Below are 12,080 nucleotides of genomic sequence, written 5' to 3'. Positions count from 1 at the left end.
CCTATTTCTTTAAAATAATCGACTTGTTTAACCAAATCCTGCTGAATTTCCCAAATTGCGCCCTGAAGTACTTCCGGAGAGGTTACAAACATATTGGCAGGATAAATGGTCAGTTTTTTAAATTTTTCAATGACGTTTGAAGTTTTTGTTTCAAACGACTCAATTTCTTCAATTTCATCTCCGAAAAAATGAATTCGATAAGCATCATCGGCATAACTCGGATACACTTCCACAATATCGCCTTTAATCCTGAAAGTGCCAGGATTAAAATCCGCCTCTGTTCTGGAATATAAGCTCTGCACCAGACTGTGCAATAATTTGGTCCTGGAAATTACCTGCCCCCTTTCAATAGCAATAACATTTTTCTGAAATTCTACAGGATTTCCAATACCGTACAAACAAGAGACAGAAGCAACAACTAAAATATCGCGTCGCCCTGAAAGTAAAGAAGATGTAGTACTTAAACGCATTTTTTCCAACTCTTCATTGATGGATAAATCCTTTTCAATAAAAACACCTGTTACCGGCATAAAAGCTTCCGGCTGATAATAGTCGTAATAAGAAACAAAATATTCTACGGCATTATTCGGAAAAAACTGTTTGAATTCCGAATATAACTGTGCTGCCAGCGTTTTGTTGTGGGCCAAAACCAAAGTCGGTTTTTGTACTTCCTGAATAACATTAGCTACCGTAAATGTTTTACCGGAACCCGTAACACCTAATAAAGTCTGATACTTTTCGCCATCTGTGATACCCTGAACTAATTTTTCAATAGCTTGCGGCTGATCACCTTTTGGACTGTACTCTGAGGAAACTTTAAAATTCATTTTGACTGATGAAAAATTTAGTTTTGTAAAGATACAAAGTTTGAATTCTATAAAATATAGTATGCCAAGAATTTAAGTTATTACTAATCTAAAAAATTAACAATAGCTTCATTTACAATTTTTGCCTGATCTATAGTCAGGAAATGTCCTGCATCTTTTATCATTTTAGTCTTACTGTTTGGCAGAAACTCTTTTGCTTTCACAAGACTTTCATCAGAGTTAATAACATCCTGATCGCCAATAAGTACCAGGATAGGATTTTTTATAGACTTTAATTCTTCATTAGAAAAAGGCGTCATCTTTAACATGCTGGAATTTGATTTTGCATATTTATTCGCCAGATAAAATTGTCTTTTATAAACAGGACTGATTTTTTCCGGATGCGTAGAAAAAGTTTTTAATGTCTTTCCGAATTTTTTCTCACTTGGAAAAAGCTTCAACATTAAAGCGGATGAAGATTTTCCCATTTTATCGATAAATTTAAAAGTTTGGGCCGGACTCAACAATACTATTTTATCAATTGAATTGTTTTTTTGAGCTGCTAATAAAGTAGCAATCCATCCCCCGCGGGAAGCGGCAACAATATCAAAGTTTTTTAATTTATAGTAATTAAAAACTTCATTATAAAAAAGTACAATTTCTTCTTTTGAAAGCGGCTTTGATCTTAGTGTCGATTTTCCGGGTTCCATTAAAAAATCGATGGCATAGATACGATGATTTTTAGCCATGGACTTGATATTTGGAAACCACATTGTTGAACTGGCATCCATACCATGCAACAGAACGAGATCTTTTCCGTTTTTTGGTCCTGCCAATACAACATGTGCAGTTCCAAAACTAGTTTTTATATTTTCTTCCGTGTAAGGAATATCCCAAAGTTTTAAAGCTTTATCGTAAGAACTCAGGTAAGACTGTTTTTCTTTTTTTGTGTGAAAAACGTAATCATCAAATTTTGCTTTCTTAGAAGATGAACAACTAAAAAGTAAAAACAAAAGCATGAATTTAAGTAGAAATTTTGTCATAATAGTAAAATTCGATTTTGTTTTAAAGATACTTTGAATAACACGATCAAATGTATCAAAACTTCAATTTAAACTATCATAATTACAATTTTGAAATCGCAAAATATTTAAATTTTCCATGTTTTTTGCTGTGCTTCGCTTAGGAAAGTCCATGCTACAATACGGCTTGTTTTTTGTCCCTGTGCCATATCAATTGTTTTTATCGAAGCTGCGTTTACTTTATTTAAGGTTTTATAAATACTGGATAAATTTTCTCTTTTTGAAACCAGTGTCGTAAACCATAAGCACTGCATGGGAAATTTGGCACTTTCGTAAATCATTTGGGTTACAAATCCAATCTCTCCGCCTTCACACCATAATTCGGCATTATGACCTCCAAAATTTAAAACAGGGTTTGTTTTTTTCTTTTCGTTTGGATTTAGATTTGAGACTTTACGCACAGTGCTTTGGTTGGCGTCTTCGGCAGAAGCATGAAAAGGCGGATTACACATCGTGAAAGTAAAACGATCTTCGGGGGTGATAATATTTTTGAAAATAAAACGCGATTCGGTTTGTTGCTGCAGACTTATGGCATCAATCAATTTTGGATTCGCTTCGATAATCTTACTGCAGTTTTCAATTGCTATTTCATCAATGTCCGTACCTACAAAACTCCAGTCATAAATTGCATTTCCTAAAATTGGGTAAATACAATTGGCTCCGGTTCCTATATCCAAACCTAAAACTGAAGAACCCTGAGGAATCTCTCCTCCGTTTGAATCAGCCAGTAAATCAGCTAAATAATGAATATAATCTGTTCTTCCGGGAATTGGCGGACAAAGGTAATTTTTAGGAATATCCCAATTTTGAATATCGTAATACGTTTGCAGTAAAGCCTTGTTAAGCAATTTTACAGAAACAGGATTACTAAAATCAACGGTTTCTATTCCGTGAATATTTATCGCAACATGTGCTTTTAATTCGGGACAATTTGCAATAAGAAGTTCGAAATCATAACGGGAACGATGAAGATTTCGGGGATGCAAATTGGTTTTTTCGGAATTGTCTGTTGTTTTCATTTTGTAAATTTCCGTGCAAAGATAGTCATTCCTTTTCCGGAAAACGAACTTATGAAACCTAAAGCCCTAGCCCTGATGGAAGCAGCATCCTTTTGTGCCGGTGTTCGGCATAAAAGATAGAGTGGATAGCAGGAAATAGCTTCTTGAAATTCAAATGGCAATGTCAAAATTTAATTTCAAAAATCAATTCAAAAAATATCTAAAAGGAAAATTAATCCATGCATTCCATTAGCAGCAAATCACCACTTTTGTGGGTTATAGTAACGATTCCGTCGTTGGCTACGGAGTTACTGCTTCCGGTTCTGTAGCCCATTGTCAGGGTATCATTTTGCAGTGGATAAGTTAAATTCCCTGAATCAATACCATTTACAACACCAATGGGAATCAGGGAAATTGGCGTTTTTGCCGTGTACCACTTTTCGAATTTATTGGGCAATAGAAATATTTTGGAATGGTCGTCGAGAATTACAATTTTAAGCAAATCACGGTACCGAACAATGTTGGTAAGATTAGTTATGGTGTGATCAGCTCGCTTTCCGGTGGCCCAAACCACATTTACGGCAGGAATTTTACGGTCGATCAGGTAATCGAAAGCCTTTTCTAAATCGGTTTTGTTTTGATCAGGCGCATACACGATTTCAATAGGATATTGTGATGTTTTATAAATTTCCGGGTCAAAACCGCGATCAAAATCTCCCAAAAGTACATCTACTTTTATATCTAACTCAATTACTCTTTCTATCGCAGAATCCAGTACGATAACCAATGGTGACCATTCGAGCAATTGTCCTAATAATTCAGGATTACAGGCGGCTCCGTTGGCAATAATTAATGCGGGTTCCTGATCGTCTCGAACTATATGATGTGATGACATTTTAATGTTTTGATAGATTGCAAATGTACGAAAGAAAGGGATTTTTGAATGATGATTAACGATTTTGATTTCAGATTGCAAAAGTAATTTTAAATCTGCATTCTAAATCATTGATGAGGAATCTTAAATAATGAATCGCCGGTGATAATTAATCTGCCCTAAATGATATGCCAAATGTGTGGAAAGATGAACGAGAAAAAAACCCGTTGTCATTTCTTTTTCGAAAACAATTTGGGGATAAATGTTTTCTAAATCAGCTTCAACTATAGAATTCAGTGCATTATTAACAACCAGAATAGTGGCTTCAATTTTGTTTATCAATTCGGATTTAGGGATATTTTTAAGCGAAAATTCGAGTTCGCGATTTCTGATGTATCCGGTTTTACCAATTTCAGCTCCAATAAAAGTATTTAGATTTCCAATTAAATGCAGGCAAAGATTCCCGGCTGAATTAGAAATATTTTTATCAATTACCCAAAGCTGACTTTCGGATTGATACGATTCGATTTCAAATTTCAATTTATTAAGATCCCGGTTAAAAAGCGATTTTAGTGTTTCGATTACCATATTTCTACTTAAACGTTATTTTTTATTGGAATCCAGAGTTCCTCTTCAGAATCAGCGTCGTCTTTTTTATACTTTTCACACATTACGGCAAAATGTGGCCTTTCATCAACTTGGTATCCGGAATTTGGCAGCCATTGCGTAAAAATTGCCTGATAGGTTTTGTCTGCCTGCGTTGCCGGGCCTTTATGTATAAAAACGGCATATTTTCCTGTTGGAATAATCAAAGTTTCCATACCTGAAGGAATTTCGTTGAAATCTGAAACTTCAACTCCTGCCCATTTTTGGAAAATTTTGCCTGGATTAAAATTATCAAAATAACCAACAGGAAAAACTTCAAGAGAATATAAATTTGAGTCTGTCGAACTTTTGATTTCTTTTCGAACAGGCATAAAACTGCTCCATAACTGAAACGTTTTATTTTCAATATAGGACATAGGAATTGACTTTCCAATAATTTTTTTCTCCTTTATAGTTTCAATTCTGGCTTTCATCAGGAAATCAATTATTCAATTATATATTTCTCTGTTACTGTTTCGCTTAGCGCAAAATAGCCCAATGGATAATTCGCCTTGTCGGTTGTATTAATAATATTTCCTTTGACTGTTGCAGGAGGAGACTGAAAAGGTCCTCCAACATTACTTCCGGCAATGCTTACCAGAATACTCATGTAGTTGTAATATTGTTTTGAGATTCCATAGTGCGTTAATTCTACTTTGTCACCGACTTCTAATTCATCATCATCTGAAACACTGAAAAATTCATTTCCCTGAAAAAACTTATCTTCATCCACATAATAATTAGAGGTAACCTTATTTGAATACACATATTTGTACATATAATAATTGTTGACAGCAGCAGGATCATTATAATACGCCCTGATTTCTATGTCTTTTCCTGTAAAACCACCTTCATTGTTTTGCTCGACACGCGTTATTGGAGCTACAGCCTTTAATGTTTCGCTGGCTGAATACGTATTTCCGCCATTTACAACTGTTAAAGTATAGGTTTCGTCTATTACTGGTTTAAAGTTATTACAAACGTAACGTCCCGTATTGGGAACCTCAACAAAATTGAATTGTTCTCCTCCACTATTTTTAACAAAAATTGTTGCTCCGGAAACTACCGGGATTTCATCCTCAAAATAACCAGTTGTAGTTGTCAATTTTATGGTTTGCTGTACGCCAGTTGTACCTTTTTGCCAGTTAATTGATGCTTCAATCACCAGTTTTGGAGGAGCGGTATCCAAATCAACATCAACTACTTCTTCACAGCTTGTGAAGAAAAGTGATATAAAAAATACGATTAATAAGATTGCTTTTTTCATGATATGTTTTTTATTTCCTGTTCGAAGAAAATCATTTTAAAATTTAAAATTATAACTGACAGCCGGAACGATTCCGAAAATAGAAGTTTTTACAGCTTCATTATTACCAGTATCTACATTTTGACGGAAATTCATTGAAGCAGCATTCTGGCGATTGTATAAATTGTAAATACTGAAAACCCATTCGCCTTTCCAGTTTCTGTCTTTATTTCTTCTTGGAGTTAAAGTGGCCGATACATCCAGATGATGATAAGCCGGCAATCTATGCTCATTTCTTAAACCATAACTTGGCACGGTTATTCCAAGATATTCGTATTGTCCGTTAGGATACGTAACCGGCTGCCCGGACTGTAAGGCGAAATTTGCTCCAAAAGACCACTTTTCATTTAAATTATAAGCAGATGTAATGGCCAGATTATGCGTTTTATCATACGCTGAACTATACCAATTCCCGTTATTGATTCCTATTTCTTCCGGAGTTTTTCCGGGCGTTTGCTGTTCTGATTTTGATAGCGTGTAGGAAATCCATCCATTAAATTTACCTTCGTTTTTCTTTACCATAATTTCTAAACCATACGCCCGCATCTGTCCGTTTAAAATAACCTGTTCAATAGCATCATTGGCAATTAAATCGGCACCGTCAATATAATCCAGTCGGTTTTGAATTTCTTTGTAATAGGTTTCCACTTCAAGTGAATAGGCCCCATCATTGATATTTCTGAAATAACCTAAAGCGACCTGATCTGCAATTTGAGGTTTGATATAATTGTCACTAGGCATCCAGATATCTAGAGGTGTAGGTGAAGATGTATTGGAGACCAACTGAAGATATTGTGACATTCTGTTATAACTGGCTTTTATTGCCTGATCGTCATTTAACTGATAAGAGGCAGAAAATCTTGGCTCTAAGTTGTCATAACTTTTAACAACCTTGTTTTTCCCATAAAATTCCGTTGAAATTGGTGTCCCTTTCTCGTAAATCTGTAAATCCGAATTAAAAACGACTGCATTGTTATTTTCGTATAAGTTGATATTCGATTCACCTAAACGATAAAACAAACTGTATCGCAATCCGTATGAAATGGTTAATTTTTTAGAAAGCTGATTTTCGGCCTCGATGTAAACAGCAGGTTCAAAAGCATATTTTTTGTCCAATTGATCCGGATTGATTCCGGATTCATCATTGGAAGGTTTGATTGTTCCCGGATTGAATTCATAATAAATTCCGTTTAGACCATAATTCAATTTGAATTTATCCGAAATATAGTTTTTGAAATCGTATTTGATATTATAATTCCTGATTCCGGAATCCCATTTGAAACCTATAAAATCCAAATCAAGACCGTAATAATAGTCGCTGTAAATCAATGATAAATTCGAAAATAACTTATCCGTGTACAGGTGATTCCAACGTAAATTTAAAGTCGAATTTCCGTAGATATTTGTAAAACTTTTGTTCAGGCTAAAAACATCACGACCAAAGTACCCGGATAGAAACAAACTGTTATTATCATTTAGTTTATAACTCAATTTGGTATTTAAATCATAGAAATAAGCTGAATTGTCTTTTTGGTCCTCAGAGAATTTTAAAAATAAATGTGCGTAAGAAGCCCTTCCGCCAATCAAAAAGGAACCTTTATCTTTTACCAATGGACCTTCAGCCAAAATTCGGCTTGAAATTAATCCAATTCCGCCATTTACATGAAACTCTTTACTGTTTCCGTCTTTCTGGTAAATATCTAACACTGACGAAGCTCTTCCTCCATAGCGTGCCGGTATTCCTCCTTTGTATAATTTCAAATCTTTTATGGCATCGGGATTAAACACCGAGAAAAATCCGAAAACGTGAGAGGAATTAAAAATATTGGCTTCATCCAATAAAATAAGATTCTGATCTGCACCACCTCCCCGAACATTAAATCCCGAAGCACCTTCTCCTGCATTTGTAACTCCCGGCAAAAGCAAAATTGATTTCAAAATATCAACTTCTCCCAAAACAACCGGCATTTTTTTGATAGTTGAAATTGAGAGTTTATTGGCACTCATTTCAGGAGATTTTATATTTATCTTTCCTTTGTTATCTGTAATTATAACTTCCTGAAGTTCTTCTCCTCCTTCATTTAAAGCTAAATTATTTTTAGTGTTTTGGGTTAAAACAATTGTTTTTTGAATAGTCTGGTAGCCTACATAACTAATTTCAACCAGATGCTCTCCAGCAGGAAGCGTAAGGGAATAAAAACCATATTCGTTCGTAGTTGCCCCAACTTTTAAGGCGGGAACATAGATGTTGACACCTATAAGGGTTTCGTTATTTTTATAGTCGGTTATGGTACCGCTTAGGGTAAATTTTTCCTGAGAAAATGAAGTTAATGTCGTAAGAACAAGAATGATAAACGTGCCAAAATTTTTTGAAATCATCGTCTGGATTTTGAGATACATAGTTAACAATTGTAAGTAAATATTGTTGTATTACAATTGTTAAAAATGAGTTAAGAATTTTTTATCTTTTTTATGATAAAAATAGTTGTCTTAACGTTCCAAATTCAAAACCTTCCTCCTTGTTTTGAACAGATTATCCTCTGATTCGATTTTGCGTAATGACTCCTTTTAATTTTATTTTTAAATCCTCTCCGGTATCGTAAATCATTTGTTCATTATTAGGAAAAGGAACTGCTCTCCTATTAAAATTAGGAAGATAACTTTCGTCGCAGGCGTTTTTATCTCCTTTGTAAGTAGCATAAAGCGATTCGAAAACATACTCGCTGGATAACTGAAACGACTGCATCAATTGATTATCCCTTGCATTGATGTAATCAATCTTCGCCAAAATCTGACAGGATTTGAATTGTTTGTACTCGTAAATATTAATTTGGATATTTTTTAAATTATCGACTTTTATCGGGCGGCCCAAACTGTCTTTTACAGCATTCCCTCTTGAATCCAAAAGGTTTTTGACACCATCCTTGATTTGTTTTTCCTTACTGAATTCCTTCTCTTTAATTTGTTCCGGTGAAATTATTATTTCCCTGAAATTAACAACAAGATTGTAATCGTATGAAATGTTTTTTTGTTTTGCATTGTGATAAACCGTCCACTTATCATTTAAACCATAGGTACTAAAATCTAATAAATCATCCTGAAGACGTTTAGGAATTACTAAATTCGTTTGGTTTTTGGCATACACATTCACAAAATCAGTTCCTTTAAACTGTGCATCTTCCATCAGTTTTTTGACATTTTTATAGCCCGGATTTATCTTTTCCAGATAAGCCAGGTCATCATACGCTTTTCTGTAATCTTCCTTGATTTTTGATTTTAGCAGCACTCCCGCATTATCATACAAATATTTTGATAAGGCTGTTTTGCTTTCAATAATCCTGTCAGCATAACTCTCGAAAGCAAAGGTGGCGTTTTTGCCTTGCTTAATTAATTTCAATGGCAGCAGGGGACGAATTTTTTCCTGACGGTCATTCAATCCTAAATAGGTATTGTAAACACGTTCAAAATTAGCCGGATTCGCTTCTTTAACCAGCATATCTACATCCCTCAAATCTCTTTCTTTCGCCTTTGCGAAAGCTTCTTCCAGTAAATACACATAATCCTGTTTGCCCTTCGAATCTTTATTAGTTCGTAATGACTCGACCGATTTGTTTATGGCACCATCATAATCACCGCCGCTGATCATGGACTCGGTCGACTTTACGCCACAGGAAAAAATTAAAAAAACAAGTAAAACAGATAAAGTAATTTTTTGCATCCTGAATTGATTTAGAGGTGTAAATATATATTTTTTAACTAAAAAATCTCATCCTATTTTAAATAAGATGATATTTTTTTTGAGAAAGTATAATGGCTGTGGATAGAATTAAAAAAAGGAAAATTAATATTTTAGTCCTCTTGTTTTGCTTAATGTGCATTTTGTAAGGATAACAAAAATGTAAAAGATATTTTAATTACTTCGTATATTCCAAAAACTAATTTTACGCCTTGTTTCAAAACCAAGTTTTTTATAAAGTACAATCGCATTAATATTACTTTCTACAACATGTAAAAAAGGTTTTTTTTGCTGATCAAAAATCTTATTTACAATATGTGTAATCAATTGCTTTGCATATCCTTTTCCGGTATAATCCGGATGCGTAATAATCGCACTGACTTCTGTAAACTCATTCATACGCATTCTTTCTCCGGCAACGGCTATTAATTGCTTATTCTTAAAAATGCCGTAATAATCTCCCAATAAAAAAGTCTTATTTTTAAAATAGCCTGGCTGAATCAAATTTACTAAATCGTACAAAGCTTCATTGTGATTGTTTGTCAATTTAACAATTTCACCATTAATTGGTAATTGAATTTTTTCATGAATAATCATTTGAAGGCAGACTAATTCTTTCGCAATTTCTAAAAAATCAGGTATTTTAGGCTTTTCACCAACAATAAAGAAATTTTCCGTTAATGACGAATATTTATCACAGGCCTCTTCTGTATTTTCCAATTTTGTAAAACCTCCAAAAGGACAATAATAAGGATTGTAAAACTTAATACCGCCAAAGTTAACAGCAAATTCCTGATGGGTTTCTGATAATGAATTCCAAACCGGATTGTCCAATTTATATTCTTCTATGGATTTCATTGTATTTGTTTATATCTGATGTCCATTTTGTTATTTGAGAAACTTATATTATTTATTTTACACTGAATCAGAAAAATATAGCATTATTCTTTATTGCAAAACAGCATCAACTTTAGCTTCAGAATTTTCCCTGATCGGACTGTCAGCATGAAAACTCCAGATAATCAGAAATTTTCCTTTTGCAACATATTCCTCCGGATGCTCTTCAGACGGCTGACCTTCTTTTCCCCACAACATACCCTGCAAAAACCTTTCGCCTTTAAATCTGTTTTCAAATTCAAAATACATGATGGAGCCACTATCTTTTTTGCTCTTAAAACTTTGAATTGCCTTGCTTTTTACCTTTCCAACAATATTAGTGTAGGTTTCAATATCATTATAAAAAGTACAGGCCTGAGGTGAAACACAGTTATTTCCATCGCTTAAAGTATAGGTTTTTGGAATTTCTTTACCCTTTAGTTTTAAATCAGTAATCGTCTGACTGAAAATAGTAGTAGTCAATAACATAAATAATACCGACAGGGAAATCGTAATTTTCATGATTTTTGGGGTTTAGTTTTTTCGTTATTAGCGAAGGTTATATGATATGACGTGATGTGTTATTATTTTTTTACCAATTCTACCCTTCTGTTTTGTGCTTTACCTTCTTCTGAATTATTCTCCGCAATTGGATTGCTTTGCCCAAAACCTTCAGAAACCAGGCGTTTCGAATCAATACCGCTTTTTTCCAGTTCTGTTTCTACCGTTTTTGCCCTTTTTTTGGAAAGATCCAGATTGTGTGTTGCATCACCTGTGTTATCGGTATAACCATTAATAGCAATTTTCATTGTCTTATCAGCGGTCAATGCTTTCGCAATTTCAGCTACGGCTTCTTTACCATCTGCTTTTAGTGTCGCTTTATCGGTATCGAAATTGATGTGCAGAACCGCTTTGCCTTTATCCTTTAAATCTTTTTGGATTTGGTCGGATTTTAATAACGTTATGGTTTGCTTTAATGGCGCTTTTTGCAGGATCTGAAGCTGACCGCTGGCACTATTACCTGCAATCTGTATGTAAATATCATCACCATTAGCTCTGCGAATTAGATAAGTCCTGACAGGATCGTTCCAATAATCAAGTGAGCCTTCTTCACCAAAATAAGTGGCCTGCTCCTTTACTCTTTCTAATTCTTCACTAGCAACTTTTCCGTCAAAAATCTTAACGCCGCCTATGGAAGTTATTGCCTCATCATAGCTTTTTAGAAAATAGGGCAAAGACCAGCTTTCTTCACTTTCTTCTGCTACAACAATATAACTTTTCCATACTTTTCCTTCTATTGGTGTCATAACTCCATTGATAGGAAAAAACAGCATATCAAAACTTCTTTTAATCGCTTTGTTTTGTTCTTCCACCCCTTTTGGTAAGCTAAAGAATGGAAATTCGCCCAACTCTTTATCTGAAACCGGAACGGAATTAATATCAAATGTACCTGAATTATTATCCGGTTGTTTGTCATCCGGAATTTCGGTTTGCAGACTGTCTTGATTGTTTTCTTGCTGTTTTTCAGCCTTATTGTTACAAGAAATGACAAGTAAGGCCAATCCTGCGATAACTAATTTTGTTCCTGAATTTTTCATACGATATATTATTTTATTTTATGCTGCTTTTAAAATGCCTGTCAACTTACAAAAATCAGCACTTGCTAACTTGCGTTTCTTGATATTTCTATGTTGTATTGTAAATAACCCGTTGGGTGAAATTAATTGATTTGAATTTTGATATTATTAATTGGTCTG

General features: G+C 34.2%; 12 protein-coding genes. All 12 read right to left on the bottom strand.

The genetic code is table 11. The annotated features are described in order from the left end of the window. A partial coding sequence (locus ABI657_RS17585; protein WP_348098575.1) for a DEAD/DEAH box helicase family protein occupies positions 1-827 on the bottom strand: 827 nt, incomplete at its 3' end. 83 nt (positions 828-910) lie between these two features. After that, the gene (locus ABI657_RS17580; protein ID WP_348098574.1) at positions 911-1,849 is read right to left on the bottom strand and encodes an alpha/beta hydrolase; all 939 of its coding nucleotides are present in this window, start codon (positions 1,847-1,849) and stop codon (positions 911-913) included. A gap of 107 nt (positions 1,850-1,956) precedes the next feature. After that, positions 1,957-2,907, bottom strand: a complete 951-nt coding sequence (gene rlmF, locus ABI657_RS17575; RefSeq protein ID WP_348098573.1) for a 23S rRNA (adenine(1618)-N(6))-methyltransferase RlmF — start codon at positions 2,905-2,907, stop codon at positions 1,957-1,959. 211 nt (positions 2,908-3,118) lie between these two features. Next, positions 3,119-3,781, bottom strand: a complete 663-nt coding sequence (locus ABI657_RS17570) for a thiamine diphosphokinase (RefSeq protein WP_348098572.1) — start codon at positions 3,779-3,781, stop codon at positions 3,119-3,121. A 123-nt stretch (positions 3,782-3,904) separates the two neighbouring features. Next, a complete protein-coding gene (locus ABI657_RS17565) occupies positions 3,905-4,348 on the bottom strand; it encodes a DUF1572 family protein (protein ID WP_348098571.1) in 444 nt (147 codons plus the stop codon). 8 nt (positions 4,349-4,356) lie between these two features. Next, the gene (locus ABI657_RS17560; protein ID WP_348098570.1) at positions 4,357-4,839 is read right to left on the bottom strand and encodes a GyrI-like domain-containing protein; all 483 of its coding nucleotides are present in this window, start codon (positions 4,837-4,839) and stop codon (positions 4,357-4,359) included. 11 nt (positions 4,840-4,850) lie between these two features. Then, on the bottom strand, positions 4,851-5,672 hold the full coding sequence (locus ABI657_RS17555) for a DUF4249 domain-containing protein (protein ID WP_348098569.1): 822 nt from the start codon (positions 5,670-5,672) through the stop codon (positions 4,851-4,853). 36 nt (positions 5,673-5,708) lie between these two features. Continuing rightward, complete coding sequence (locus ABI657_RS17550; RefSeq protein WP_348098568.1) at positions 5,709-8,090, bottom strand: TonB-dependent receptor; 2,382 nt, start codon at positions 8,088-8,090, stop codon at positions 5,709-5,711. 154 nt (positions 8,091-8,244) lie between these two features. Further along, complete coding sequence (locus ABI657_RS17545; protein ID WP_348098567.1) at positions 8,245-9,429, bottom strand: hypothetical protein; 1,185 nt, start codon at positions 9,427-9,429, stop codon at positions 8,245-8,247. Positions 9,430-9,621: 192 nt separating this feature from the next. Next, positions 9,622-10,305, bottom strand: a complete 684-nt coding sequence (locus ABI657_RS17540) for a GNAT family N-acetyltransferase (RefSeq protein WP_348098566.1) — start codon at positions 10,303-10,305, stop codon at positions 9,622-9,624. A gap of 90 nt (positions 10,306-10,395) precedes the next feature. Next, positions 10,396-10,845, bottom strand: a complete 450-nt coding sequence (locus ABI657_RS17535) for a hypothetical protein (protein WP_348098565.1) — start codon at positions 10,843-10,845, stop codon at positions 10,396-10,398. Between the two features lie 62 nt (positions 10,846-10,907). Continuing rightward, positions 10,908-11,921: an OmpA family protein gene (locus ABI657_RS17530; protein WP_348098564.1), complete on the bottom strand. Its 1,014-nt coding sequence runs from the start codon at positions 11,919-11,921 to the stop codon at positions 10,908-10,910. Positions 11,922-12,080: the final 159 nt, after the last annotated feature.

This window comes from Flavobacterium sp. (genome assembly GCF_039930565.1).
Classification (GTDB): Bacteria; Bacteroidota; Bacteroidia; order Flavobacteriales; family Flavobacteriaceae; genus Flavobacterium.
This window is presented reverse-complemented; position numbering and strand designations above follow the sequence as displayed.

Excerpts from the sequence above, each read along its gene's own strand:
- ABI657_RS17570 (WP_348098572.1), bottom strand. The coding sequence starts at position 3,781 with ATGTCATCACATCATATAGTTCGAGACGATCAGGAACCCGCATTAATT.
- ABI657_RS17565 (WP_348098571.1), bottom strand. The coding sequence starts at position 4,348 with ATGGTAATCGAAACACTAAAATCGCTTTTTAACCGGGATCTTAATAAA.
- ABI657_RS17555 (WP_348098569.1), bottom strand. The coding sequence starts at position 5,672 with ATGAAAAAAGCAATCTTATTAATCGTATTTTTTATATCACTTTTCTTC.
- ABI657_RS17560 (WP_348098570.1), bottom strand. The coding sequence starts at position 4,839 with ATGAAAGCCAGAATTGAAACTATAAAGGAGAAAAAAATTATTGGAAAG.
- ABI657_RS17535 (WP_348098565.1), bottom strand. The coding sequence starts at position 10,845 with ATGAAAATTACGATTTCCCTGTCGGTATTATTTATGTTATTGACTACT.
- ABI657_RS17530 (WP_348098564.1), bottom strand. The coding sequence starts at position 11,921 with ATGAAAAATTCAGGAACAAAATTAGTTATCGCAGGATTGGCCTTACTT.
- ABI657_RS17540 (WP_348098566.1), bottom strand. The coding sequence starts at position 10,305 with ATGAAATCCATAGAAGAATATAAATTGGACAATCCGGTTTGGAATTCA.
- rlmF (WP_348098573.1), bottom strand. The coding sequence starts at position 2,907 with ATGAAAACAACAGACAATTCCGAAAAAACCAATTTGCATCCCCGAAAT.
- ABI657_RS17580 (WP_348098574.1), bottom strand. The coding sequence starts at position 1,849 with ATGACAAAATTTCTACTTAAATTCATGCTTTTGTTTTTACTTTTTAGT.
- ABI657_RS17545 (WP_348098567.1), bottom strand. The coding sequence starts at position 9,429 with ATGCAAAAAATTACTTTATCTGTTTTACTTGTTTTTTTAATTTTTTCC.
- ABI657_RS17550 (WP_348098568.1), bottom strand. The coding sequence starts at position 8,090 with ATGATTTCAAAAAATTTTGGCACGTTTATCATTCTTGTTCTTACGACA.